26 protein-coding genes are annotated in these 24,602 nt (G+C 72.0%); 16 read left to right on the top strand and 10 right to left on the bottom strand.

All coding sequences use genetic code 11. From position 1 onward, the window contains the following. Window positions 1-18 precede the first annotated feature (18 nt). The 3 genes from E4K62_RS17700 to E4K62_RS17710 all read right to left on the bottom strand — a co-directional run bounded on the left by E4K62_RS17700 (window position 19) and on the right by E4K62_RS17710 (window position 4,002). On the bottom strand, window positions 19-915 hold the full coding sequence (locus E4K62_RS17700) for a transporter substrate-binding domain-containing protein (RefSeq protein ID WP_135070164.1): 897 nt from the start codon (window positions 913-915) through the stop codon (window positions 19-21). A 149-nt stretch (window positions 916-1,064) separates the two neighbouring features. Continuing rightward, entirely contained in the window at window positions 1,065-1,988 is a 924-nt protein-coding gene (locus E4K62_RS17705) for a serine hydrolase (protein ID WP_187270444.1), read from the bottom strand. Between the two features lie 49 nt (window positions 1,989-2,037). Beyond that, entirely contained in the window at window positions 2,038-4,002 is a 1,965-nt protein-coding gene (locus E4K62_RS17710) for a M13 family metallopeptidase (protein WP_135070170.1), read from the bottom strand. Window positions 4,003-4,075: 73 nt separating this feature from the next. On the opposite strand from E4K62_RS17710, the gene E4K62_RS17715 reads away from it, so the two are divergent. Then, a complete protein-coding gene (locus E4K62_RS17715; RefSeq protein WP_135070173.1) occupies window positions 4,076-5,401 on the top strand; it encodes an MATE family efflux transporter in 1,326 nt (441 codons plus the stop codon). Window positions 5,402-5,407: 6 nt separating this feature from the next. Here E4K62_RS17715 and E4K62_RS17720 read toward each other — a convergent pair whose 3' ends face one another. After that, window positions 5,408-7,303 (bottom strand): heavy metal translocating P-type ATPase, encoded by a 1,896-nt coding sequence (locus tag E4K62_RS17720; protein ID WP_135070176.1) that lies wholly within the window; start codon window positions 7,301-7,303, stop codon window positions 5,408-5,410. A 102-nt stretch (window positions 7,304-7,405) separates the two neighbouring features. Between E4K62_RS17720 and E4K62_RS17725 the strand changes: the two genes are divergently transcribed. Next, the gene (locus E4K62_RS17725) at window positions 7,406-7,912 is read left to right on the top strand and encodes a hypothetical protein (RefSeq protein WP_135070179.1); all 507 of its coding nucleotides are present in this window, start codon (window positions 7,406-7,408) and stop codon (window positions 7,910-7,912) included. Here the strand turns inward: E4K62_RS17725 and E4K62_RS17730 are convergent. Next, window positions 7,876-8,553: a TrmH family RNA methyltransferase gene (locus E4K62_RS17730; protein ID WP_135070182.1), complete on the bottom strand. Its 678-nt coding sequence runs from the start codon at window positions 8,551-8,553 to the stop codon at window positions 7,876-7,878. The two genes, E4K62_RS17725 and E4K62_RS17730, sit on opposite strands and share 37 nt — an antisense overlap. A gap of 66 nt (window positions 8,554-8,619) precedes the next feature. Between E4K62_RS17730 and E4K62_RS17735 the strand changes: the two genes are divergently transcribed. Beyond that, window positions 8,620-9,255 (top strand): metal-dependent transcriptional regulator, encoded by a 636-nt coding sequence (locus E4K62_RS17735; RefSeq protein ID WP_135070185.1) that lies wholly within the window; start codon window positions 8,620-8,622, stop codon window positions 9,253-9,255. On the opposite strand, the gene E4K62_RS17740 is transcribed toward E4K62_RS17735, so the two are convergent. Then, on the bottom strand, window positions 9,209-10,195 hold the full coding sequence (locus tag E4K62_RS17740) for an SDR family NAD(P)-dependent oxidoreductase (RefSeq protein WP_135070188.1): 987 nt from the start codon (window positions 10,193-10,195) through the stop codon (window positions 9,209-9,211). The genes E4K62_RS17735 and E4K62_RS17740 overlap by 47 nt on opposite strands. 78 nt (window positions 10,196-10,273) lie before the next feature. Between E4K62_RS17740 and E4K62_RS17745 the strand changes: the two genes are divergently transcribed. The 3 genes from E4K62_RS17745 to E4K62_RS17755 are packed head-to-tail and all read left to right on the top strand — an operon-like array spanning window position 10,274 to window position 12,028. Then, window positions 10,274-10,591, top strand: a complete 318-nt coding sequence (locus E4K62_RS17745; protein WP_135070191.1) for a hypothetical protein — start codon at window positions 10,274-10,276, stop codon at window positions 10,589-10,591. Between the two features lie 40 nt (window positions 10,592-10,631). Beyond that, window positions 10,632-11,456 (top strand): HAD-IIA family hydrolase, encoded by an 825-nt coding sequence (locus E4K62_RS17750; protein WP_135070194.1) that lies wholly within the window; start codon window positions 10,632-10,634, stop codon window positions 11,454-11,456. Continuing rightward, window positions 11,456-12,028 (top strand): YdeI/OmpD-associated family protein, encoded by a 573-nt coding sequence (locus tag E4K62_RS17755; protein WP_135070197.1) that lies wholly within the window; start codon window positions 11,456-11,458, stop codon window positions 12,026-12,028. Before E4K62_RS17750 ends, E4K62_RS17755 begins: the two co-directional genes overlap by 1 nt. A 220-nt stretch (window positions 12,029-12,248) precedes the next feature. Here E4K62_RS17755 and pyrE read toward each other — a convergent pair whose 3' ends face one another. Beyond that, window positions 12,249-12,827 carry an orotate phosphoribosyltransferase gene (gene pyrE / locus E4K62_RS17760; protein WP_135070200.1) on the bottom strand — a complete coding sequence of 193 codons (579 nt, stop codon included), beginning with the start codon at window positions 12,825-12,827 and terminating at the stop codon, window positions 12,249-12,251. A gap of 70 nt (window positions 12,828-12,897) precedes the next feature. On the opposite strand from pyrE, the gene E4K62_RS17765 reads away from it, so the two are divergent. Then, entirely contained in the window at window positions 12,898-13,743 is an 846-nt protein-coding gene (locus E4K62_RS17765) for an exodeoxyribonuclease III (protein ID WP_135070203.1), read from the top strand. A 4-nt stretch (window positions 13,744-13,747) separates the two neighbouring features. On the opposite strand, the gene E4K62_RS17770 is transcribed toward E4K62_RS17765, so the two are convergent. Both E4K62_RS17770 and E4K62_RS17775 read right to left on the bottom strand, forming a co-directional pair. Further along, window positions 13,748-14,365: a dihydrofolate reductase family protein gene (locus E4K62_RS17770; protein ID WP_135070206.1), complete on the bottom strand. Its 618-nt coding sequence runs from the start codon at window positions 14,363-14,365 to the stop codon at window positions 13,748-13,750. A 151-nt stretch (window positions 14,366-14,516) separates the two neighbouring features. Further along, complete coding sequence (locus tag E4K62_RS17775) at window positions 14,517-15,101, bottom strand: NADPH-dependent FMN reductase (protein ID WP_135070209.1); 585 nt, start codon at window positions 15,099-15,101, stop codon at window positions 14,517-14,519. A 149-nt stretch (window positions 15,102-15,250) separates the two neighbouring features. Between E4K62_RS17775 and E4K62_RS17780 the strand changes: the two genes are divergently transcribed. From E4K62_RS17780 to E4K62_RS17805, 6 genes are all read left to right on the top strand, one after another. Continuing rightward, window positions 15,251-16,489, top strand: coding sequence for a sensor histidine kinase (locus E4K62_RS17780; protein ID WP_135071588.1), 1,239 nt, complete (start codon window positions 15,251-15,253; stop codon window positions 16,487-16,489). Further along, entirely contained in the window at window positions 16,482-17,159 is a 678-nt protein-coding gene (locus E4K62_RS17785; RefSeq protein WP_135070212.1) for a response regulator, read from the top strand. Before E4K62_RS17780 ends, E4K62_RS17785 begins: the two co-directional genes overlap by 8 nt. A 66-nt stretch (window positions 17,160-17,225) precedes the next feature. After that, complete coding sequence (locus tag E4K62_RS17790) at window positions 17,226-17,504, top strand: hypothetical protein (RefSeq protein ID WP_187270443.1); 279 nt, start codon at window positions 17,226-17,228, stop codon at window positions 17,502-17,504. A 124-nt stretch (window positions 17,505-17,628) separates the two neighbouring features. Beyond that, window positions 17,629-18,513, top strand: coding sequence for an ABC transporter ATP-binding protein (locus E4K62_RS17795; RefSeq protein ID WP_135070215.1), 885 nt, complete (start codon window positions 17,629-17,631; stop codon window positions 18,511-18,513). Next, on the top strand, window positions 18,510-19,616 hold the full coding sequence (locus E4K62_RS17800) for an ABC transporter permease (RefSeq protein ID WP_135070219.1): 1,107 nt from the start codon (window positions 18,510-18,512) through the stop codon (window positions 19,614-19,616). Before E4K62_RS17795 ends, E4K62_RS17800 begins: the two co-directional genes overlap by 4 nt. 69 nt (window positions 19,617-19,685) lie before the next feature. Beyond that, a complete protein-coding gene (locus E4K62_RS17805) occupies window positions 19,686-21,077 on the top strand; it encodes a glucose-6-phosphate dehydrogenase (protein ID WP_135070222.1) in 1,392 nt (463 codons plus the stop codon). Window positions 21,078-21,086: 9 nt separating this feature from the next. On the opposite strand, the gene E4K62_RS17810 is transcribed toward E4K62_RS17805, so the two are convergent. Next, window positions 21,087-21,473 (bottom strand): VOC family protein, encoded by a 387-nt coding sequence (locus E4K62_RS17810; RefSeq protein ID WP_135070225.1) that lies wholly within the window; start codon window positions 21,471-21,473, stop codon window positions 21,087-21,089. Between the two features lie 158 nt (window positions 21,474-21,631). On the opposite strand from E4K62_RS17810, the gene E4K62_RS17815 reads away from it, so the two are divergent. From E4K62_RS17815 to E4K62_RS17825, 3 genes are read left to right on the top strand one after another with little or no spacing between them, the layout of a single operon-like run. Next, the gene (locus tag E4K62_RS17815) at window positions 21,632-22,774 is read left to right on the top strand and encodes a type III polyketide synthase (RefSeq protein WP_135070228.1); all 1,143 of its coding nucleotides are present in this window, start codon (window positions 21,632-21,634) and stop codon (window positions 22,772-22,774) included. After that, on the top strand, window positions 22,771-23,463 hold the full coding sequence (locus E4K62_RS17820) for a methyltransferase domain-containing protein (protein ID WP_135070231.1): 693 nt from the start codon (window positions 22,771-22,773) through the stop codon (window positions 23,461-23,463). The genes E4K62_RS17815 and E4K62_RS17820 overlap by 4 nt, the downstream gene beginning before the upstream one ends. Further along, the gene (locus E4K62_RS17825) at window positions 23,456-24,580 is read left to right on the top strand and encodes an FAD-dependent oxidoreductase (protein WP_135070234.1); all 1,125 of its coding nucleotides are present in this window, start codon (window positions 23,456-23,458) and stop codon (window positions 24,578-24,580) included. Before E4K62_RS17820 ends, E4K62_RS17825 begins: the two co-directional genes overlap by 8 nt. Window positions 24,581-24,602 lie beyond the last annotated feature (22 nt).

Consider the following 24,602-nt stretch of genomic DNA (forward strand, 5'->3'; position numbering starts at 1 on the left):
CTCGCGCTCGGGCCCGGGCTACTTGCCGGTGGTGTTCGGGTTGAGGACGGGGGCGTCGATCTGGGCGTCCTCGATGTCGTAGTCGGCCATGATCTCGGCGTACCGGCCGTTGTCGAAGATGGCCTCGAACGCCGCCAGCATCGGTTCGGCGAGTCCCGAGTCCTTCGGCATGAACATCGCCAAGAGGTCCACTCCGGCACCCTGTTCGTCGGTCTGCATGACGTAGTCGTAGGTGTCCTGCTGCGTGGCGAGGAGGTCGATCGCGGACGCCTGCGTCGTGCCGACGAGGTCGGCGCGGCCGGAATTCAGCGCGAGGATCGTGGAGTTGGTGTCCTCCAGCCCGATGAACTCGGTCGGCTCGAGGCCCTCGCCGATGCACCACTCATCGAGGCGCTGCAGCTGGGTCTCCGTGACGGATCCGACGACACCGGCGACGCGCTGACCGCACACCGCTTCGCTGTCCGGGAAGTCGTCGGCACGGTCGGCCGGGAAGACGTAGCTCGTGCGCGTGGTCATCCACACGACGGCGTCGAAGTCGGCCTCGCGTTCGGGGGTCGCGCGGACGGGGCCGTTGAAGGCGTCGTAGCGCCCCGACAGCATGCCGGTGAGCATCGCGTCCAATCCCGACGACGTCACGATCTCGAACTCGACGCCCAGCTGCTCGGCGAGTGCGGCCTGCATGTCGGGGTCGATGCCGGTGAACGAGCCGTCCTCTTCGATCGTGCGGTAGGGCGGATGCGTGTCGCCGGCCATCGTGATGACGCCGGCTTCCTTGATCTCGTCGGGCAGCAGGTCGTACAGCGGCGCGTCCTCGCCCACGGGGGCGTCGACGGCGGGCTCCCCCTCCGACGCCGGATCACCGGATGAGGCGCAGCCGGCGAGGGCCAGGACGGCCACCAGCGGGACAAGAGCCATCTTTGCTCGCATGAGATTCTCCACATCGTTGTGAACTCGTGGCCCCGGGCGGGCCTCCTGTCAGAACATCATAAAACTTGATGATTGGAAACGTCAATGATTGCCGGGCGCACGTCGGCCCCAGCCGCGCCGGCCGGGCGCGCGCGGAGTCAGAACACGTACTCCATGAGGTCGAGGCCCAGGATGCGGAAGGCGTCGTGCGCGCGCAGCCGATGCGCGATGGACAGGTCGTCGAAGCACACGATCAGCGCGTACGAGACCCCGGCCCGCGGTCCGGCGAGCACGCCGGCCTCCGCACGCACGCCGTCGCCACGGCCGGTCTTGTTGACGAACAGCAACCCGTGGTCGTCGTTGTCGTGCGCGAAGGGATCCAGTCCCGTCGCCGAGGCGACCAGGCTGAGGTCGGCGTTGAGGCTCAGCCATTCCGCGACCTGCGCACTGACCCGCGCGGTGACCGCCCGCGAGTTCACGAGGGCGGCGAACAGTGCCGCGAGCTCGCGTGCCGACCCCAGCGCCACCTGCGGCGCGTCGTCGGGGCCGCGGCGGTCGCGGAACTGGTCGAGCAGCGCGGTTCGCTCCAGCCCCAGCCCTTCCAGGCGCGCGCGCACCGCGGGGAGCCCGACCCGGTGCAGCAGCGCGTTGGCCGCCAGTGCGTCACCGGTGGATGCGGCGAGCACCGCGAGATCCGCCAGCGGCAGCGCGGGCGCCTTCAGGTGCTGCCACACGCCCGACACCGACACCGGCTCCAGGGCGGCGCGGTCCACGATCTCGAGGGGATTGAGGCGGCCGTCCTCGAAGGCCGCCGCCACCTCGACCAGCAGCGGGACGATCCCGAGTCCGCCGACGGGCAGCGTGTCGTTGTCGTCGCCGGCGAGCACCGTGGTGCCGCGGTCCAGATCCGCCACCCGCACGGCCACCCGAGCACCCGAGGCCGCGAGCTCGTCCAGGGCGGCGAGCACGGACGTGAACGATCGTCGTCCCGCCCCCGTCCGCCGCGGCGGGCGACGCCCGCCCGTGCGGCCCGAGGCACGCAGGGGCGCGGTGTCGCGCGACGAGTCCGGGGTGGGGGCCACGACGATGCTCCTCGGGTCTCAGGCGGTCGGTGGGGGTGACCGGATGCCGCTACCAGATCGTGACGCGCTCGCTCTCATCGAGCCACAGGGCGTCGGAGGACTCCACACCGAAGGCGTCATAGAACGCGTCGATGTTACGCACGATCTGGTTGCAGCGGAACTCGTTCGGCGAGTGCGGGTCGATCGTGAGCAGCCGGATCGTCTCGGCCTCACGGCCCTTCTGCTGCCAGATCTGGGCCCAGCTCAGCAGGAGCCGCTGGATGCCGGTCAACCCGTCGATCTCCGGGGCGCCCGCTTCGGCGGTGTGCAGGCGATAGGCCTTGATCGCGATCCCGAGGCCCCCCAGGTCGCCGATGTTCTCACCGATCGTGAGGGCGCCGTTGACGTGGTGCTCCGGCGACAGCCCCTGGGGCACGAGCGCGTTGTACTGCTCGACGAGCTTGGAGGTGCGCTGCTCGAACGCGGCACGGTCGGCCTCGGTCCACCAGTCCCGCAGCGATCCGTCGCCGTCGAAGCGGCTGCCCTGGTCGTCGAAGCCGTGGCCGATCTCGTGCCCGATGACCGCGCCGATGCCACCGTAGTTGGCGGCCGCATCCCGGTCGGCGTCGAAGAAGGGGTACTGCAGGATCGCTGCCGGGAAGACGATCTCGTTCATCAGCGGGTTGTAGTAGGCGTTGACCGTCTGCGGCGTCATGTACCACTCGTCCCGGTCGATGGGCTGGCCCACCTTCGCGAGCTGCCGGTCGTGCTCCCACACGTGTGCGCGGCGGACGTTGCCGACCAGGTCGGCCGCATCGATCTCGAGGTCGGAGTAGTCCTTCCACTTCACCGGGTAGCCGATCTTGGGCGTGAACGCGTCGAGCTTGGCGAGTGCCCGCTCGCGCGTGTCGGGGCTCATCCACTCCAGGTCGGAGATGCTCTCGCGGTAGGCGGCCACGAGGTTGGCGACGAGCTCGTCCATCGCCTCCTTGGCCGCGGGCGGGAAGTGACGCTCGACGTAGACCTTGCCGACGGCCTCCCCGAGCGCGGCCTCGACCAGGCCGACACCGCGCTTCCAGCGCTCGCGGTTGACCGGGACGCCGGTGAGCTGCGTGCCGTAGAAGGCGAAGTTCTCATCCACGAACGGGTCGGAGAGGAACGCCGCGGCGGCGTGCACGACCTTGAACCGCAGCCACGACTTCCACTCCTCCAGGCGCTCGTCGGTGAGCAGCACGGCGAAGGATTCCAGGAAGCTCGGCTGGTAGACGACGACCTCGGCGAAGGCGTTGGGGTGTCCGGGCGCGATCGCCTCTCGCCACGGCGCCAGGTCGACGCCCGCGGCGGCGACCGTCTCATCCCAGGAGCGCAGGTTGTAGGTCTTCACCGCGTCGCGACTGTCTTCACGGCTCCAGTGGTGGGTGGCGAGGTCGGTCTCCAGCGCGACCGCGCCGTCGGCGTCGGCAGCGGCATCCGCGACGCCGGCCAGCGTCAGGATGCGCTGGATGTGCGCGCGGTACGCGACGCGGGTCTCCTCGAAGTTCTCCAGCCGGTAGTAGCTCTCATCCGGCAGCGAGAGCCCGCCCTGGTAGAGCACGGGCAGGTAGCGCTGCGGGTTGCCGGGGTCGGGTTCGACGAACAGCGCGATGAGCCCGCTCACGCCGTCGCGCTCGAATTCCCCGATCGTTCGCAGGAGGCTCGGGATGCTGTCGACCGCGTCCACGCGCGCCAGCTGCTCGGCCAGGGGGGCCGCCCCCAGCTCCTCGATGCGGGCCGTGTCCATGAAGCTCGTGAAGAGGTCGCCGATCTTGCGGGTCTCGGTGCCGGGCTCGGCGTCGTGCGACTCCTCGACGATGGTCCGCACGTGCTTCTCCGCCTGCTCGGCGATGAGGTGGAACGACCCCCAGCGCGCCTTGTCGTCGGGGATCTCGGTGCGCTCGAGCCACTTCCCGTTGACGTGGCGGAAGAGGTCGTCCTGCGGGCGGATCGCGTCGCTGAGTTCGTCGAGCGCGATACCGGAGCGAGGGGTGTCGGTCATCGTTCCAGGGTAACCGCGCGCCCTGAGCGGCGGACGAGAGCCGGCGGGGGTCCCTGCGTCCTAGGCTCGACGCGTGAGCACCCGTGGCGCGTCGCTGAACCGCGACATCCTGCGTCTGGCGGTGCCGGCGTTCGGGGCGCTCGTGGCCGAGCCGCTGTTCCTGCTGGTGGATTCCGCGCTCATCGGGCACCTGGGTGTCGCACCGCTGGCGGGCCTGGGCATCGCCGGGGCCGTGCTGCAGACGATCGTCGGGCTGATGGTCTTCCTCGCGTACTCCACGACGCCCGCCGTGGCGCGCCGGTTCGGTGCGGGCGACCCCACGCGCGCGGTGTCGGTGGGGATCGACGGGATGTGGCTGGCTCTCGCCCTGGGCGCGGTGCTCGCGCTGGCCGGCTCCCTCGCCACCCCGCTGCTGGTCGGCGCCTTCGGCGCGGAGGCGGAGGTGACCCGCAACGCCGAGACGTACCTGGGCATCTCGGTGTGGGGACTGCCCGCGATGCTGATCGTTTTCGCCGCCACCGGGCTCCTGCGCGGCATGCAGGACACCGTCACGCCGCTGTGGATCGCCGGCATCGGCTTCGGTGCCAACGCGGTGCTGAACGTCGTGTTCATCTACGGCCTCGGCTGGGGCATCGCGGGGTCCGCCTTCGGCACCGTCGTCGCGCAGTGGGGCATGGTCGCCGCCTATGTCGCGGTGGTGGGACGCCTGGCGCGCACGCACGCGGCATCCGTTCGTCCGCAGCGCGAGGGCGTGCGCGGCTCGGCCCGCTCGGGCGGGTGGATGTTCCTGCGCACCGTGAGCCTGCGCGCCGCCCTCCTGGCCACCGTCGCGGTCGCCACCGGTCAGGGAGCGGCCGAACTGGCCGGATGGCAGGTGGTGTTCACGATCTTCTCGGCGAGCGCGTTCGCTCTGGACGCCCTCGCCATCGCCGCCCAGGCGCTCGTGGGCAAGGGGCTCGGGGCCGGGGACGAGCGGGAGGTGCAGCGGGTGCTCCGCCGCACGACGGCGTGGGGCGTGTGGTTCGGTGTCGTCGTCGGCGCGATCGTGGCGGCGCTGTCCGGCGTCATCGGGCTCGTCTTCACCGGCGACCCCCAGGTCGCCGCCCTCGTCCAGCCCGCGCTGCTCGTCCTCGCGGTGGCACAGCCGCTGTCGGCGGTCGTCTTCGTGCTCGACGGGGTGCTCATCGGCGCCGGGGATGCACGGTATCTGGCCCTGGCCGGTGCGCTCAACCTCGTCGTGTTCATCCCGGCGCTCGCCGTCGTCGCCGCGCTGGGGGTGTCGGGGGCGGCCGGGATCGCGTGGCTGGCGGCGGCGTTCTCCGGCGCGTACATGCTCGCGCGCCTGGTGACGCTGGGATGGCGCGTGCGCGGCCGCGCGTGGATGACCGCGGGGGCGTGAGGGGTCTCAGCGCACCGCGGCGGGCACGGGTTCCGCGGCGGGCCGATCGGGCATGAGTCGGGCGGCGGGCCCGCTCAGCGCGCGCAGCGCGTAGAGGATCGTGGTGAGGTCGACCAGCTCCTGCACGAGCGCGCCGGCCACGGCGGGGATCACGCCGGTCATGGCGACGACCATGAGCCCCACGCTCAGCCCGATCCCGATCCAGATCGCCGTCAGGGCGACGGTCAGGGTGTGCCGGCCGATGGCGACGGCGTCGGCGACCGGGGCGAGGGAGTCCACCACGATGACGGCATCGGCGGCGTCACCGGCTGCCGTGGCTCCCTGTGCGCCCATCGCGATGCCGATGTCGGAGGCCGCCAGCACCGGGGCATCGTTGACGCCGTCGCCCACCATGAGGGTGGGGCGGGGCCGCAGCTGCGCCGCGAGGTGCACCTTCTCCGGCGGCAGCAGCTCGGCGTGCACGTCGGCGATCCCGACCTGGGCGGCGATCGCCTCCGCCGTCGGGCGTGCGTCGCCGGTGAGCATCACGATGCGCGCCACGCCGTGCTCCCGCAGCCACCCGATGACCCCGGCCGCCTCGGGGCGCGCGGCGTCGGCCAGGATGAGCGCGCCGGCGAACCGGCCGTCCACGGCGACGTACGCCGCCGCCTGGCCCGGTTCCACTGCCGCCGGCGACAGCCCGGGCGCCAGTGCGGCGATGTAGGCGGGTTTTCCGACGACGACGGTGCGCCCGGCGATCCGTGCCGTCACGCCGTTGGTGGCGACCTCGCTCGCCTCCTCGGCGGGGAGCATCTCCAGCCCCCGGGCGCGGGCGGCGCGGCGGATCCCGTCGGCGAGCACGTGCGCCGAATACTGCTCGGCGGATGCGGCCAGCCGCAGCAGCTCGTCGGCGTCGAACCCCGCCGCCGGGCGCACCTCCACCAGATCGGGGCGCCCCTGCGTGAGCGTCCCGGTCTTGTCGAAGCACGCCGACCGCACGCGCGCGAGCGACTCCAGCACGACGCCGCCCTTCATGATGACGCCGGCCTTCGCCGCCCGCGACAGCCCGCCCAGGAACGCGACGGGCGCGGCGATCAGCAGCGGGCACGGAGTGGCCAGCACGAGCACCTCCGCGAATCGCGTCGGATCCCCCGACAGCGCCCACGCCGTGCCGGCGAGGACGAGGGAGACGGCGGTGAAGGGCACCGCGAACCGATCCGCCAGTCGCACGACGGGAGCGCGGGAGCCCTGCGCCTCCCGCACGAGCGCCACGATCTGCTGGTACTGGCTGTCGGCGCTGCGCCGGATCGCCCGCATCCGCACGGCGCGCGTGCCGTTGACAGCACCAGAGAGCACCTCGCCGCCCGCCGTTCGCGTCACGGGCATGCTCTCCCCCGTGAGCGAGGACTCGTCGAAGGAGGCGACGTCGCTGAGGAGCACGCCGTCCACCGGCACGACCTCGGCGGGGCGCACGAGCAGCACGTCGCCGGGAACGACGTCGTCCACTGCGACGTCCTGCAGTTCGTCGACATCGGGCGCGTGCGGGTGCGCCACGACGTGCGCGACGCGCGGCGAACGGTCCAGCAGCGCGGTGAGGTCGCGCTGCGCCCGCCGCCCGGCGAAGTCCTCGAGGGCCTCGCCGCCGGAGAGCATGAGCACGATGATGAGCGAGGCGATGTACTCCCCCACCGCGAGCGTGGCGACCATCGCGACCACTGCGAGCACGTCCAAGCCGACGTGGCCGCGGAGCACATCGCGCACCATCCCGACCAGCGTCCACACGACGAACACCGCGACGTACGCCGTGGCGACCCACCGCCCCACGCCCGCCGCATCCACCGCGTGCAGCACGAGCACGGCGACCAGGACGAGCACCGTGAGCGCGATCGCCGGATACCGCCACCCCACCCCGCGCACCGTCATGCCCCTACCTTGCCCCTCGGACGCGCACCTCACCAGGGTTCCCGGCCCGGGTTCACCGCGCGGGCTCACGGCGCTCCCAGGCGCGGCGCCTACCGTCGGAGCATGACGAGGCGCTCCCGGGCGATCTGGGCCCTTCTCCCCGCGGCGGCGGTGCTGACGGCGTGCGCCGGGCCGCCGGTCGCACCGGATGCCGGCTCACCCACGCCCTCGCTCACGGTGTCGGCCCCGGCATCCCCCACCGGCCTGCCCGCCGACGCGAAGGAGATCGCCGCGTGGGCGGCGATCGCCCTCCCGGAAGACCGCCCCGGCGGCGCCGGGTGGAGCGCTCAGGGCTCGGGGCGGATCGGCCCCGACGGAGCCGGCATCGACCTGGGCGATGTCACCGGCCGGACCGAGGCCGTGATCGCGTGCCAGAGCGCCGACGGGTCACCCGTGAGCGTGCAGGCCGGCGGCGAGGCCGTGGAGGTGCCGTGCACGCCGGCGGGAGGCGCGCCGGTGGCCGCGACGGCGGTGGTCGTCGACGCGCCCGCGACGGAGTGGGAGGTGTCTGCGACGGCGGATGCGGTCTTCGCCTACGCGATCCGCCCGTTCACCGAGCCCGGCAGCTGAGCCCACCGCCGGCACCACTCGTACATCACCACGGCCGCGGCGGCCGAGGCGTTGAGCGACCGGGTCGACCCGTACTGGGTGATCTCGACCACGCCGGATGCGGCGGCCACCGCCTCCGGCGACAGACCAGGACCCTCCTGGCCGAACAGCAGCACGCACGCGCGCGGGAGGTCGGCGCGGTCCACGGGCACCGCCCCCTCGACGTTGTCGACCGCGACGATCGGCAGCCCCGCGGCATCCGCCCATGCCCGGAACGCCGCGACGTCCTCGTGATGGCGCACGTGCTGGTAGCGGTCGGTGACCATCGCGCCGCGGCGGTTCCACCGGCGCCGGCCGATGATGTGCACCTCGGCGGCGAGGAAGGCGTTGGCGCTGCGCACGATCGAGCCGATGTTCAGGTCGTGCTGCCAGTTCTCGATCGCGACGTGGAACGGATGCCGCCGCGCATCCAGGTCGGCCACGATGGCGTCCATCCGCCAGTAGCGGTACTCGTCCACGACATTGCGCCGGTCACCGTGCGCGAGGAGCTCGGGGTCGTAGCGCTCGTCCTCCGGCCACGCGCCGGGTCCGCCCGGCCACGGGCCCACTCCGTACGGCAGGGCATCCTCGGCAGCGCCACCGGCGTCGGAGTCCTCGGTCACACCTCCACGCTATCCCGCCGGACGGGGCGGATACCGGCGGACGGGCGGTGCCGGTTAGCCTGGATCGTGGCCTCTCCCGCCGTCGACGACTATCTCAAGACGATCTACCACCACACCGAGTGGCAGGATCAGCGGATCACGCCGTCGCAACTGGCGAGCGTCCTGGGGCTGGCGCCGTCGAGCGTCACCGAGATGGTCCAGAAGCTCGCCGCGCAGGGGCTGGTGACCCACCGGCCGTACGGCCCGGTGTCGCTCACGCCCGCGGGCGAGCGCCGAGCCGCGGCCGTCATCCGGCGTCATCGCCTCATCGAGACATGGCTCGTGCACGAGTTCGGCTACGGCTGGGACGAGGTGCACGACGAGGCGGAGGTGCTCGAGCACGCGCTCAGCGACCGGCTCCTGGCCGGCATCGACGCACGGCTGGGGCACCCGCGGTTCGATCCGCACGGCGACGCGATCCCGGATGCGACGGGCACGGTGCACCGCGAGCCGTTCGTCCTGCTGGCCCACGCGGCCCCAGGGCACACCGGGCGCGTGCTGCGGGTGAACGACCGCGATCCGCAGCTGCTGCGCGCGCTCCTGGACGCCGGAGTCGACGTCGGTCACACGCTCGAAGTGGGCCCGCCGGGCACCGCACGCGTGGACGGGACCCCCGTCACGCTCCCGGCCGGCGCGGCATCCGCCGTCTGGCTGACGGCGTAGCCGCACGCGCGGCCTTCTCGAACGGCCACCGCACCCCCATCGCGTCCTCGCACGTGCGCCACAGGCGTGCGACGACCTCCGGATCGCGCGTGAGTGCCGCGGCGACGGCCTTGCGCGGCTCCCCTCGCACGATGAAGCGCGGCCCCCACAGCTCTCCGCCCTCGACCTGCGGGTCCACGAGCGCGCGGACGAGCGACGCCGCCCCGTCGTCCTTGGACTGACTGATCGGCGCCTGCAGGTTGTCGACGAACCGGGTGCTGCGCGAAGGCTCGTTGATGCCGCGGATGCCGGGGGTGCGGCCGCTCGTGGAGTAGCCGGGGTGCGCCACGACGCTCGTGACGGGCACGCCGGCCTCGCGCAGGCGGCGGTCGGCCTCGAGCCCCAGCGCCGTGGTGGCGACCTTGGACTGCACGTACGCGCGCCAGGGCGTGTAGCCGGACACCAGCTGCGGATCGAGGGGGTCGTACCGCCACAGCGAGGTGGCGACGCTCCCCACCCACACCATGCGTCCCTGCGCGCTCGCCAGCGGCTGCAGCAGCTCACCGGCGAGGGCGAAGTGGCCGAGGACGTTGGTGGCGAAGACGAGCTCGTTGCCGTCCACCGTCTCGCGCGTGCGCGGCGGATGCACGACCCCGGCGTTCAGGAGGAGGCCGTCCAGGCGTCCGCGGGCCCGCACGGTGGCCGCTGCGGCCCGCACCGAGCCGAGCTTGCTGGTGTCCATCAGCAGCGTCTCCATCGAAGCGTGCGGAACCCGCCCGAGGAGCGTCGCCCTGGCGAGGGCGAGCTTGTTCGGGTTGCGGCCGGTGGCGATGACGTGGGCTCCCGCGCGCAGAAGGTGCTCCGCGGAGAAGAAGCCGAGCCCGGCCGTCGTGCCGGTGACGAGGTAGGTGCGGCCGGAGAGGTCGGGAAGGTTCCGCAGGTCCCACACCGCGCGCGTCATCCCCCTACGCTACCCCCGGCAGGCGTGCCTCCGACATGTCTTATGCCGATTCCGGCATAAGACTGGTAGGAAGGACCGGTGAGCACACCTCCCCCCGATCCGCGGCCTTCGCGCAGAGGCCGGATCATCACGTCGGTGCTGTCCGCGGTGGTCCTCGTCGGGTTCGCCGTCTTCCTCGGCCAGGCGTATGTTCCGCTGCCCGGCGTCTCGGATTGCACGGTCACCGACATCATCGAGGAGGACGGGCGTCGCGGGAACCAGATCACGCTGTACGTGACGTCCTGCGGCGACTACTACTCCGATGAGGGCGACGGGATCGAGGTGGGCGAGACCTACGATTTCGCCCTCCGCGGCCTGCTCAAGCCGAACATCGCCGAGTGGACGCCCGCGTCCTGAGACAGCATCCCGCCGCCGATGCCGGGCATAGGGTGGGGCCATGCGCACGCGTGCGGACATCGAGTGCTGGCTGACCGACATGGACGGCGTCCTGGTCCACGAGAGCACGCCCATCCCCGGTGCCGCCGAGCTGCTGGAGCAGTGGCGCGATGACGGCACCCCGTTCCTGGTGCTCACGAACAATTCGATCTTCACCCCGCGCGACCTCAGCGCGCGCCTGCGCGCATCCGGTCTCATGGTGCCCGAGGAGGCCATCTGGACCTCGGCGCTCGCGACCGCGGACTTCCTCGCATCCCAGATGCCCGGCGGCACCGCCTTCGTGGTCGGCGAGGCGGGCCTGACCACCGCGCTGCACGAAGCCGGCTTCATCATGACCGAGAGCTCACCCGACTACGTCGTGGTCGGGGAGACCCGCAACTACTCGTTCGAGGCGATCACGAAGGCGATCCGCTTCATCCGCACCGGCTCCCGCTTCATCGCGACCAACCCCGATGCCACCGGGCCGTCGGTGGAGGGCGTGCTGCCGGCCACCGGCGCCATCTCGGCGCTCATCACCAAGGCCACCGGCATGGAGCCGTACGTGGTGGGCAAGCCGAACCCGATGATGTTCCGCTCGGCGCTCAACCGCATCGGCGCGCACTCGGAGAACACGGGCATGATCGGCGACCGGATGGACACCGACGTCGTCGCGGGGATCGAGGCGGGCCTGCACACCGTGCTCGTGCTCACCGGCATCAGCGACCAGGCCGTGATCGAGCGCTACCCGTTCCGCCCCGACGAGGTGCTCGACTCCGTCGCCGACCTCGTGCGGTCGGAGCCGGTCGAGTCGGAGCTGCCGGATTCGGATCCCTCGCGGGGGCTCTGATGGGCGCGCTGGAGGAGGGCGAGCGGGTCGAGGCGCGCGATGCCGACGCGTGGCGCGCGTGGCTGGCGGAGAACCACGCGACCTCCAAGGGTGCCTGGCTGATCCGCCCCCGACCCGGGTCGGGTCTGGAGCTCGTCGCCTATGAGGACGCGATCCTGCACGCGCTGTGCTTCGGGTGGATCGACGGCCCGGTGCGCACGTTCGACGAGATGCGCGGGGGGCTGTGGTTCGCGCCACGGCGGCCCTCGAGCGGATGGGCGGCGACCAACAAGGCGCGGGTCGCCCGGCTGGAGGAGGCCGGACTGCTCGCCGAGGCCGGTATCCGTGCGATCGCGGTCGCTCAGGCGAACGGCTCGTGGAGCGTCCTGGACAACGCCGAGGCCCTGCGCGAGCCCGACGACCTTGCGGCGGCACTGGATGCGGCACCCGACGCGCGCGCGGCGTGGGACGCGTTCCCGCCCTCGACCCGGAAGCTCGGCATCACGAACGTCGACACGGCGCGCCGACCGGAGACGCGCGCCGCACGCATCGCGAAACTGGTGGCGGACGCCGCAGAAGGACGAAGGCCCTGATGGATGACCGCACGCTCCTCCTGCTCGTGGCGCTGGTGACGGTGTCGGGATCCCTCGTGGTCGTGATCCTGCAGTTCGTCCGCTTCCGCCGCCGCGACCGCGACTGACCCGCCGCGCCGCGCGTTCGCCGAAAGTGCACCGACCCGGCGAGAGTGCACCGGATCCGGTACGGATTCGCCGAGGTGATGCACTCTCGGCGGACCGGGGCGAGGGCGGGCGGCTACTGGGGCTGGAGGCCGAGGTCGTCGAGGTCTATCGCGGCGAGCCACTGCAGGCCCTCCGCCTCGACGGCGGCCTGGGCGCCGGTCTTCCGGTCGACGATCACGGCCACCGCGACCACGTCGGCGCCTTCGCGCCGCAGCGCTTCGACGGCCTTGAGCGCCGACTGGCCCGTCGTTGAAGTGTCTTCGACGACGACGACCCGCTTGCCCGCGACATCCGCGCCCTCGATCTGGCGCCCACGGCCGTGGTCCTTGGGCTCCTTGCGCACGACGAACGCGTCCAGGGGCCGCCCGGCGCGCACCGACTCGTGCAGGACGGCGTTGGCGATGGGGTCGGCACCGAGCGTCAGCCCGCCCACCGCGGCGACGCCGTCGAGGTCGCGGATGAGGTCGAGCATGATGCGTCCGATCGCGGGCGCGGCGCGGTGGTCGAGCGTGAGCTTGCGCATGTCGACGTAGTACGTCGCCTTCTTGCCGCTGGAGAGCGTGAAATCGCCGTGGAAGACCGCCTCGTCCGAGATGAGCCGGATCAGGTCCTGGCGGTCGGCTTCGAGCTCGGGCGTGGAGGCGGCGGTCATGCCCCCGAGTCTATTCAGCCCCCACCCGCGCCCGCGCTCGCGCGTCGGCGGCCGACCCTAGGCTGGAGGCATGCGCCTGGCCACCTGGAACGTCAACTCGATCCGCGCCCGCCTGCCCCGCATCGTCGACTTCGCCGTGCGCGAGCACATCGACGTGCTGGCGATGCAGGAGATCAAGTGCAAGACCGACCAGTTCCCGTACGAGGCGTTCGAGGAGGCCGGCTACCACGTCGCCGCGCACGGGCTGAACCAGTGGAACGGCGTCGCGATCGCCAGCCGCGAACCCCTGGAGGACGTCGAGATCGGATTCCCCGGCATGCCCGGGTTCGCCAAGGGGCACGACGGTCCGGATGCCCCGCAGGAGGCACGCGCGATCGGGGCGACCGTCGGCGGGGTCAAGGTGTGGAGCCTGTACGTGCCGAACGGCCGCGCGCTGGGCGATCCGCACTACTACTACAAGCTGGAGTGGCTGAGCGCGCTGCAGGAGTACACCTCGGAGACGCTCTCGCGCACTCCCGACCTCGCCTTCGCGCTGACGGGCGACTTCAACATCGCCCCCACCGACGCCGACAACGGCGTGCCCCAGATGGTGCAGGGCTTCTCGACCCACATCTCACCCCCGGAGCGGGAGGCTTTCGCCGCGCTCGAGGCCGCCGGCGTCGCCGACGTCGTCCGGCCGCTCATCCCGACCGGCTACACGTACTGGGACTACAAGCAGCTGCGCTTCCCCCGCAACGAAGGCCTCCGCATCGACTTCATCCTCGGATCGCACGCGTTCGCACAGGCCGTCACCGGCGCCCAGATCCACCGCAACGAGCGCAAGGGCGAAGTGCCCAGCGACCACGTGCCCGTCGTCGTGGACCTCGACCTCACGGGCCCGGAGGCGGACGAAGACCGCCCAATGATCTTCGGCTGACCCGTCAGTCGAACTGCCCGGTGGCCACCTCGGCCGACCCGGGCCCGTAGCGGAGCAGAAGCGCGCCCTGCGGTCCCGCCGCAGGCGGCTCGAGCAGGCGCAGGCCCCGCGCCGGCCCGTTCTCGGGGAACAGACGCTTGCCCGGCCCCAGGACGACCGGGTACACCCACAGGTTGAGCACGTCGAAAAGTCCCTCGGCCACGAGCGTGCGGGCGAAGTCGACGCTGCCGACCACGTGCACCTCGTCGTGGCGCTCCCGCAGCTCCGCCACCGCCGCCGGGATGTCGCGGCCGAGCAGCTGCGATCCCTGCCACGACAGATCGGGCGTGCCACGGGATGCGACGTACTTGGGGATCGCGTTGAACTTGCGGGCGATCTGCGACCCCGGCCCCTCGTACATCGGCCAGTACGCCGCGAAGATGTCGTACGTGCGGCGCCCGAGGAGCAGCGCGTCCATGCGGCCGATGCCCGCCATCACGTCCTCGCCGACGGCGTCGTCGTCGATGGGCGCCTGCCAGCCGCCGTAGGCGAATCCGCCCTCCGGATCCTCGTCGCGCGCGCCGGGCGCCTGCATGACCCCGTCGAGGGTGCTGAACAGATCGATGTGGATGGTCCCGGCCATGCTGTGCTCGCTCCTGTGCGATCGCGCCGCCGGCGCATCCGACGGTCCGCTCCGATCGTCTTCGGGCCGCCGCCCTCCTGTCAACCGCACCTGTGGCAGCACGAAGCCCGGAGGACCGACACGGGTCCTCCGGGCTTCGCGGCTCGGGGGCTCAGGCCGCGCGGGCCTCGCTGCGCTCCGCGCCCGCGGAGTAACGGGACACCAGCGCGGTGAAGGCTTCGAGGTAGCCGCGCAGGAAGCCGGCGGTGGTGTCGTCGGCGATCTCGCCACCGTCGGTCAGCAGACCCGGGTGCGACTGGATGAAGCCCTCCGGCTGGCCCAGGGTGGGCGCGTTGAGGTGGAGGAGGATCGCCTTGAGGTGCTGCTGGGCAGCGGCGGTGCCGATCGGGCTGCCCGACGTGCCGATGACGGCGACGGGCTTGTGGTCGAAGGCGCCGTCTCCGTAGGGACGGGCGGCCCAGTCCAGCGCGTTCTTGAGTACGCCGGGGATCGAGCGGCTGTACTCGGGCGTGACGATGAGCACGCCGTCCACGTCCTTAATGGCCTGCTTGAAGTCGGTGGCCACCTGCGGGAAGTCCGCGTCGAAGTCGGTGGAATAGAAGGGGAGGTCCTTGATCGGGATCTCCACGAGGGTCACGTTGTCGGGGGCGAGGGACTCCAGTGCCTGCGCCAGGCGGCGATTGATGGACGTGCTGGAGATGCTGCCGACGATGTAGCCGATCGTGTACGAGGTCACGACGATCCTTCCGTTGAGGTCTTGCGGGATTCCCCGCGTTCTATGCATGTGCAAGTAATTCTCCCGCGAGTCTATTCCCGCGCATCCGTCTCCCCCCTCAGACGGATGTCGCGCCCCGACGTCACCCCTACGGTGGAGGGGTGGCCCCGATGACCCCCGCGCAGCAGCGCACCGACGTGATCCTCGCCGTCGTCGTGTTCCTCGGCGCCCTCCTCAGCGCCGTGCTGTCGTCGATCTCCGGCCTGTACGGCGACGAGCAAGGGGAGATGGCCCTCGCCGTCGCCTACGCCTTCGCACTGGCCGTGCCCCTCGCCGTCCGGCGGCGCTGGCCGGCCACCGTCGCTGTGATCGTCTCGGTCGCCTACTTCGCCGCCGTGACCCTGCGCATCCCCGAGCTGTACGCCGGGAACATCGCGGTGTTCCTCGCCCTGTTCACTGTGGGCGCCTGGTCGGTCGACCGCCGGCGAGCGACGATCGTGCGCATCGCGATCATCGCCGGCATGTTCGTGTGGCTCGCCGTCGTCACCTTCCAGGACGTCACCTCACCGGCGACCGAGGAGGCACTCGCGGAGGCGGGGAGCCTGTCGCCGTTCGTCGCGTTCACACTGCTGACGGTGCTGATCAACGTCCTCTTCTTCGGCGGCGCGTACTACTTCGGCGATCGCGCGTACGCCCAGATGCGCGAACGCCGCGAACTCGAGGAGCGCACGCGCGAACTCGAGCGGGAACGCGAGGTCACCGCCGCGCAGGCGGTCGCCCTCGATCGTGTGCGGATCGCGCGCGAGCTGCACGATGTCGTGGCCCACCACGTCTCGCTCATGGGGGTGCAGGCCGGCGCCGCGCGCGCCGTGATGGCCCGCGACCCCGAGGAGGCGCGCCGCATCCTCGAGGCCGTCGAGGCGTCGGCTCGCGAGTCGCTCGGAGAGCTGCGTCAGCTGCTGGCCACCCTCCGCACGCCTGGGGCCGATCCCGAGCCCGAGACCGGGCCCACGACCCGCGGGCTCACGGGGCTGGCGGCGCTCGTGGAGGAGTCCACCGCGGCGGGGCTGCCCGCCACGCTCACGGTGGTCGGCCAGCCGGCGGAGGTGCCCGATCTCGTGCAGCTGAATCTGTACCGCATCGCACAGGAGGCCCTCACGAACGCGCGGCGTCATGCCGGCCCGGATGCCACGGCCGACGTGCGCCTGCGCTACGGCGCCGGGTCGGTCGAACTGGAGATCGTCAACACCGGTCGCGCCCGCCCTGCGCAAACGGGTCTCGGACAGGTCGGTATGCGCGAGCGCGCGGCCGCATCGGGGGGCACGATCGAGATGGGTCCGCGCGCGCGTGGCGGGTATCTGGTGCGTGTGAACGTGCCGCTGACCGGACGGGTGGCGGCGGATGTCTGAGATCCGGGTACTGCTGGTCGATGACCACGCCATGATGCGGGCGGGCTTCCGCACGATCCTCTCGCTCGAGGACGACATCGTCGTGGTCGGCGAGGCCGCCACCGGCGCCGAAGCGGTGGCCGCCGCATCCGCGCTCTCCCCCGACGTGATCTGCATGGACGTGCAGATGCCGGACATGGACGGCCTCGAGGCCACGCGCGCGATCGTGGCCGACCCGGCGGTGGCGGCGGCGGTGCTCATCGTCACGACCTTCGACCGCGACGAGTACCTGTTCGCCGCGCTGGATGCGGGAGCCAGCGGCTTCCTGCTCAAGAACGCCGGCCCCGAGCAGCTGGTCTCCGCCGTGCGCGTGGTGGCCGGCGGCGACGCGCTGCTCGCGCCGGAGGTGACCCGGCGCGTGATCGCGCGGTTCTCCCAGCCCGCCGAGGCCGCTGCTGAGGCCGCCCCGGAAGCCGCGCGACCGCCGGTGGCCCTGGCCGAACCCCTCACCGAACGCGAAGCGGAAGTGCTCCGCCTCATGGCCGACGCACTGAGCAACGCCGAGATCGCCGAGCGTCTGTTCATCGGGGAGGCGACGGTCAAGACGCACGTGTCCAACGTGCTGCAGAAGCTCGGCGCACGCGACCGCGTGCAGGCCGTGGTCATCGCGCACCGGTCGCGCCTGGTGTGAGCGTCGGCGCCGCACCCCGTTGTCAAGGCCCGCGACGCGACGCGGCGCGCGCCTAGCCTCGATCGCATGAACACCCATGACGAGAGCACCAAGCCGGATGCGACCGACGCGCGAGCGGTGACCGGGGAGGCCCTCCCCGAGAGCGACGCCGTCCGCAAGGACATGTCCTACAGTCCGGCCAGCGATACCGACACGCAGCGCAAGCAGGACGATCCCCTCCCCGACACCATCGACGACGACATCGATCCCGACGATGTCCGGGCGGTCCCCGGGACCGGCGGGCCGGACGACGTCGGCGACGTGGACGTGGACCCGGAGGATCTGAACATGCCCGGACGCTCCTGATCCCGTGCCCGCTCTCCCCCTCACGGGGGAGGACGAGAACCCGCCCGGCGGCGGATGCGGCCGGGCGGGGCCCTCCGTACCGTGAATGGTGAGGTGCCCGACGGGTGCCGGAGGAGGAGGACACGTGCTCCAGTTGGAGAGCATCACCAAGAGCTACGGCGGGCGCCGCGTGCTCGATGACGTGAGCTTCGAGATCGTCCCAGGGCGCCTGACCGGCTTCGTCGGCGGCAACGGCGCCGGCAAGACCACCACGATGCGGATCGCCCTCGGGGTGCTCGCGAAAGACGCCGGCACGGTCCTGCTGGAGGGGCGTGAGGTCACAACGGCCGACCGCCGCCGCTTCGGGTACATGCCCGAGGAGCGGGGCCTGTACCCGAAGATGAAAGTCGGCGAGCACATCGCCTACCTCGCGCGTCTGCACGGCTTCAGCAAGTCCGACGCGACGGCAAAGGCCGAGGCACTGCTGCACCGGCTCGGGCTCTCCGAGCGGCTGAACGACCTCGTCGAGACGCTGTCGCTGGGAAACCAGCAGCGCGCCCAGATCGCCGCGGCGCTCGTGCACGACCCGGAGGTGCTCATCCTGGACGAGCCGTTCTCGGGCCTGGATCCACTGGCCGTCGACGTCGTCGCCGCCGTCCTGCAGGAGCGCGCCGCCGCCGGTGCGGCCGTGCTGTTCTCTTCGCACCAGCTCGACGTCGTCGAGCGGCTGTGCGACGACCTCGTGATCATCGCCGGTGGCCGCATCCGTGCCGCCGGCTCCCGCGACACGCTGCGTGCCGAGCACTCGGGGCACCGCTTCGAACTGGTGTCGGCGGGAGACGCGGGCTGGGTGCGCGAGCAGCCCGGCATCACGGTGCTCGACTTCGCCGGCGGCTACGCCCTGTTCGAAGCCGACGACGACGGGGCCGCACAGCGCGTGCTCCGCCACGCCGTCGAGCGCGGCGACGTCGCCAGCTTCGCCCCGCAGCGCCCCACCCTCGCCGAGATCTTCAAGGAGGTCATCCGATGAGCACCACACCCTCATCCCCCAGCGAATGGCAGAGCGCGTGGCTCGTGGCCGAGCGTGAGATCGGCTCGAAGCTGCGCAGCAAGGCCTTCGTCATCTCTTCCGCGATCCTGCTGATCGCCGCTCTCGCCTCCGTGCTGTGGGGCGGTTTCGCCGCCGCCAACAGCGCCGACGAGGGCATCCCTGTGGCCGTCACGAGCCAGACGGAGCGCGATGTCGAGGGTCTGGAAGGGCTCGACGTCACCGTCGCGGACGACGCGGATGCCGCGACCGAACTCGTCGCGGACGGCACCGTCGACGCGGCCCTCCTACCCGACGACTCCGGCACCGGGTTCGACTTCAAGATCGTCGCCGACGACGGCGTGCCCAGTGGGCTCATGGCGATGCTCAGCCAATCACCGACGGTCGAGCTGCTCGACCCGAGCGGCGGCATGGACGGCATCCTGCGCTACTTCGTCGCGCTCGGCTTCGGCATCGTCTTCCTCATGGCGGCGTCCATCTTCGGTTCCACGATCGCGACGAGCGTCGTGGAGGAGAAGCAGACGCGGGTCGTGGAGATCCTCATCTCCGCCATCCCCGTGCGCTCGCTCCTGGCCGGCAAGGTCATCGGCAACACGATCCTGGCGATGGCCCAGATCATCGCGCTCGCAGCGATCGCCGTGGTCGGCTTGTCGATCACGGGGCAGACCGAGGTGCTCGCCGGCCTGGGCGCGCCGCTGCTGTGGTTCGCGGTGTTCTTCTTCTTCGGATTCGTCCTGCTGGCGGCACTGTTCGCCGCGGCCGGCGCGATGGTGTCGCGCCAGGAGGACATCGGCGCCACCACGACGCCGCTGACGATGCTGATCATGGCGCCGTACTTCCTGGTGATCTTCTTCAACGACAACCCGCTGGTGCTGGGCATCATGTCGTACGTGCCGTTCTCGGCGCCGGTCGGGATGCCGCTGCGGCAGTACCTCGGAACCGCCGAGTGGTGGGAGCCGATCGTGTCTCTGGTAATCCTCGCGGCCACGTGCGTGGCGGCCATCTGGGTCGGGGCCCGGATCTACCAGAACTCGCTGCTGCGGATGGGTGCGCGCGTGAAGCTCGCCGAGGCGCTGCGCGGCTGACGCGAACGCATCGGGAGGGGAGGCGCAAGGGGTCGGTGCGCCTCCCCTCCGCCTCGCTATGGTGTGCCCATGGCGGCGGAGACCACGACCCTTCTCATCCTCGGAGCATCCGGCGATCTCACCTCCCGCCTGCTGCTCCCGGCCCTCGGGCAGCTCCTCGCGCGCGAACCGGGCCGCCGCATCCACCTGCGCGGTGCCGGCATCGACGAGCTGGACGACGAGGCGTGGCGCGAGATCGTCCGCGCCTCCTTCGCCACCACCGACTCCGCCGGCGCTTTCGACGCCGTTGCCGACACCACCTACACCCGCGCCGACATCACCTCCCCCGACGACCTGACCGCTCTGCTGGCCGGTAACGAGGGCCGCGTGGCCCTGTACTTCGCCGTCCCGCCGGCCGTCGCCGAACGCGCATGCGAGGCCCTCACGGGCGTGGACGTGCCGGAGGGGCTCATCCTGGCGCTGGAGAAGCCGTTCGGCAGCGACGAAGCGAGCGCGCGGCGGCTGAACGAGACGCTGCGGCGGATCGTCCCTGAGTCGCAGGTGTTCCGCATCGACCACTTCCTGGGGCGGTCCACGACGCTCAACCTCGTCGGGATCCGACTGGCCAACCGCCTCATCGAGCCGGTGTGGTCGGCCGAGCACATCGAGTCCGTCCTCATCCGCTACGACGAGACGCTCGGACTCGAAGGCCGGGCAGGCTACTACGACCGGGCCGGCGCTCTCGTGGACATGATCCAGAGTCACCTGCTGCAGGTGCTCGCGATCCTCGCGATGGAACCGCCCGCGACCTTGGATGAGAGGGACTTCCGGGATGCCACGGCGGCGGTGCTGCGCGCCACGCACGTGTGGAACGACGATCCGACGGCCTCCTCACGCCGCGCCCGCTATACGGCGGGGTCGATCGGCGACCGCGAGCTCCCTGCATACGTGGACGAGCCCGGGGTGGATGCGGCCAACCAGACCGAGACGCTCGCCGAGATGGTCTGCGAGGTGCGGACGGAGCGCTGGCGCGGCGTGCCCATCACGCTGCGCTCAGGGAAGGCCCTGGACGACGCCGATCGCGAGGTCATCGTCCGCTTCCGCCCGGTGCGGCATCTGCCGGACGGTCTGACCGGCAGCACCGAGCCGTCGGTGCTGCGCTTCTCGCTCGGGCCCGACCGCGTGGCGCTGGAGCTGAACCTCAACGGCGGCGACGATCCCTTCGAGCTGGAGCGCGCGTCGCTGCGCGCGGAGCTCGGCGCGGGAGCGCTGAAGGCCTACGCCGAGGTGCTGTCGGGGATCCTCGACGGTGACGCCACGCTGGCTGTCCGCGGGGATGTCGCCGAGGAGTGCTGGCGGATCGTGCAGCCGGTGCGGGACGCGTGGCGCGCGGACGAGGTGCCGCTGGACGAGTACCGGGCCGGCAGCGAGCGCCCCGACTCGTGGCCGCGGCATCCGGACGGCGCGCTCGGCCGCTCGTAGCCGAGGGCCCTACTGCTCCTCGGCCTGCAGCACCGACAGGACGTTGCCCGCCGGGTCGCGGAACCACGCGATCAGCGGCCCGCCCTCGCGCATGATGCCGCGGGAGTCGGTGGGGAACTCGGCGTCGTCGTAGATCTTCGTGACGACGCCCCGCGAGTTGAGATCGTCGACGGCCGACTCGATGTCTGCGACCGGGAAGTTCAGGATCGTGAAGGTCGCCGGCTGGTGGTTCGGCTTGGCGTACACCAGCACGTGGCCGCCGGATTCGAGGAGGAGCTCGAGGAATCCCATCTCGTCCTCGACGACCTCGAGCCCGAGCGTGTCGCGGTAGAACGCGCGCGCCGCGTCGATGTCATCCACCGAGAAGCCGCTGTATGCGGACGTGGCATCGAACATGCTGCCTCCTTCGCGGCGCGGACGGCCGCCCGCTCCGATCGTCCGCCTCCGCGGACCCGCTGTCCAGAGGTCGCCGGCCGCGCACCCGCTGGTTAGCACGGCATACTCCGCCTCACCAGCCCCGGCCCCCTCACGGCTGGAGGTGCCTAGAGTGAACCATGACCGCCAGCATCCTCGGCTTCGGAACCGCTCTGCCTCCGACGCGTCTCGCTCAGGACGAGGTGCGCGAGATCATGGCCGCACAGCCCGACATCGACCGGCGTGCCCGGCGGATCATCACCGCCGCGTTCGCCGCATCCGCCATCGAGACGCGCCACACGGTACTGGCCGAGCTCGGCGGCGAGGCGTCCGGGCTGCACGTGCAGTCAGAGGGCCGCCTGCTCTCCCCCACCACGCGCGCCCGCAACGACGAATTCCGCCGCGCCGCGCCGCCGCTGCTGGCCGCCGCCGGGCTCGCGGCGCTCGCCTCCGCCGACGTCGACCCGGCCGAGGTGACGCACGTCATCACCGTGTCGTGCACCGGACTGTTCGCCCCCGGTCCCGACGCGCTGCTCGTCCGCGACCTCGGCCTGAACCCGTCCGTCGAACGCGACCACCTCGGCTTCATCGGGTGCGCGGCCGCCATGCCGGCACTGCGGATGGCCGCGCGCATCGTCGCCGCCACTCCGGATGCGGTCGTCCTCATCGCCGCCGTCGAACTGTGCTCGCTGCACATCCGCAGCTCCGACGACCCCGAGCAGATCGTGGCCGCCTCCGTCTTCGCCGACGGCGCCGCAGCCGCCGTCGTCTCCGGCGACCCGGCGCGCGGCCGAAGCCGGCGCCTCGAGCTGGGCGCATTCGCGACGCGCCTGAGCGATGAGGGCGAGCGGGACATGATGTGGATCGTCGGCGACGCCGGATTCGAGATGACCCTCACCGCGGAGGTCCCCCGCATCATCGGACGCCAGGTCCGCGGCATCGTCGACGACGTCTTCGGGGGGCCGGATGCGGTGGACGCATGGGCCGTGCACCCCGGCGGCCGCAGCATCCTCGACCGCGTCGAGAGCGGCCTCGGCCTCGCCCCCGACGCTCTGGCGGCTTCGCGTCAGGTGCTGCGCGACTACGGCAACATGTCCAGCGCGACGCTGCTGTTCATCCTGCGGGCGATCCTCGAGGACGACACCCGGCCCGACGGCCAGCGCATCGGGGCGATGGCGTTCGGCCCCGGCCTCACGGTGGAATCGGCCCGCATGACGGTGCGGGATGCGGCGGCCCCGCAGCACCCCGCGGAAGCTCGGCAGCCCGCCTTCGCGGCGCGATGAACCTGCGTGAACGCGACGCCGCGCTGACGGAGCTGATGGACGATCCGGCGTGCGACCCGGAGCTGCTGGCGGCGACCTACCGGCGGTTCGGCGTGGTGAACCGCCTCGTCTCCGGATGGGGGACGGTGTGGCGGAGCACCCTGCGGCCGTATCTCAGCGGGCTGGGCCGGCCCGCGCGCGTCCTGGATCTCGGATCGGGCGGCGGCGACCTCGCCGAGCGGCTGGTCGCCCTCGCGCGGCGCGACGCACTGGCGGTCTCCGTCACCGGCGCCGACCCCGATCCGCGCGCCCACGCCGCGGCGATCACACGTGAGGGGTCGGGCGTGCAGTTCGTGTGCACCGACTCGCGCGCGCTCGTGGAGGCCGGCGAGCGGTACGACGTCGTGGTGTCCAATCATGTGCTGCATCACCTCGACTCGGAGTCGTTCGCGACCTTCACGGACGATTCGCGCGCGCTGTCGCGCGGCGTCGTGCTGCACAGCGACATCGCCCGCAGCCCCGTGGCCTACGGCCTGTACGCCGTCGGGATCACGCCGCTCGCGCCCGGCACGCTGCTGCGCACCGACGGGCTGCGCTCTATCCGCCGCAGCTACCGCCCGGAAGAACTGGAGCGAGAACTCGGAGACGGATGGCGCGTCTCGCCGGCGGCTCCCTTCCGCGTGCTCGCGGAGGCGCGCGGCCATGCCTGACGTCATCGTGGTCGGCGCCGGCCCTGTGGGCACGCTGCTCTCGGCCGAACTCGCCCGGCGCGGCGTCGACGTCGCCGTCGTGGAGCGACGGACGGACCCCTCCGAAGGGTCGCGCGCGATCGGCGTGCACGCGCCGGTGCTCGCCGCACTGGAGGAATCCGGCGCCACCGAACGCCTGCTCGCTCAGGCGCAGCGGGTCACGAGCGGTCAGGCCCGCTCGGGCGGCCGCGTGCTGGGCGTCGTGCGTTTCGACCGGCTCTCGCGGCGCTTCCCGTTCGTCGCGACCCTGCCGCAGCCCGCGACGCACCGGGCACTGGCAGCGGATGCTCCGGCCCCGATCGTCGGCGAGGTCACGGCGTTGCGGGGCGGGACGCATCCGGCCGTGGTGTTCCGCGCCGACGGCGTCGAGCGAGAGCTCTCCGCACGGGTGGTCGTGCTGGCCGCCGGGCCGCGCTCCCGTTCGCTGCTGTACCGGCCCGAGGCGGTGCGCGTCCAGCCCTACCCCGACCGGTACGTCATGGCCGATGTCGGCACGGGCGGGCCGGAGTACGCCGTCGTGCACCTGGACCGCGAGGGTGTGCTGGAGTCGTTCCCGCTGCCGGGCGGGCAGCGCCGGTACGTCGCCCCCGCGCCATCCGGTCTGGACGATCCCACGGCACGCGCGGCCGTCCTGCGGGCGGCGCTGCACGCGCGGGGCGAGCACGCGGCGGCGGAGGAGATCGCCGCCGCCGACGGTTTCGCCATCCGCCGCACCGTCGCCCCGCGCATGCGCCGCGGCGCGCTCCTGGCCATCGGCGACGCCGCGCACGAGGTGAGCCCCATGGGCGGACAGGGCATGAACCTGGGACTGCTGGATGCGGTGACCCTGGCTCCGCTCGTCGCGCGCTGGGTGCGCTCGGGCGAGGCGCCCGATGCCGACCTGGCGCGGTGGGAGCGGCGGCGGCGGGCGTCCGCGCGCGTGTCGGGGGTCATCGCCACCATGAACACGTTCCTCGGCCGCCCGGCGTCCGCGCGCATGGACGCCGGGCGACGCACAGCGATGCGCGCGGCGCTGGCGACGCCGGCGGGGACGCTGCTCGCCCACGCCTATGCGATGGGCTTCGACCGCGACGCGTAGCTCCGTCGAGGCCCCCTGCGTG

This window comes from Microbacterium wangchenii (assembly GCF_004564355.1).
Taxonomy (GTDB): domain Bacteria; phylum Actinomycetota; class Actinomycetes; order Actinomycetales; family Microbacteriaceae; genus Microbacterium; species Microbacterium wangchenii.